This is a genomic window from Pseudoalteromonas sp. MER144-MNA-CIBAN-0113, assembly GCF_040308965.1.
GTDB lineage: Bacteria > Pseudomonadota > Gammaproteobacteria > Enterobacterales > Alteromonadaceae > Pseudoalteromonas > Pseudoalteromonas tetraodonis.
In genome coordinates, this window is the sequence record NZ_JBEOOG010000638.1 from 1 (window position 1) to 231 (window position 231).

General features: G+C 36.8%; 1 pseudogene. It reads left to right on the forward strand.

The features are described from left to right. Positions 1–231: pseudogene (locus tag AAEY57_RS21285) on the forward strand (PepSY-associated TM helix domain-containing protein); the annotation flags it as partial.

The following is a 231-nucleotide window of genomic DNA, read 5'->3' on the forward strand; positions in this document are numbered from 1 at the left end:
GTATTACCCATAGGTTATAAAAACTACTTTAAGCTGACTCTTTTACTATGCGGCGCTTCGCTTGCTTTGGTGCTGCCACTTAATATTTTACTTGGCGTTAGCAATGTTATTAACCTTAATAGCTCGCTTGTCGCGGTAGTAGATATAAGCTTTATGGTGGTGGGTATCGTGTGTATGTTTGTTGTCTTAAAAATAAAAAACACACAAAAATTACAAATTGAGGTACAACCC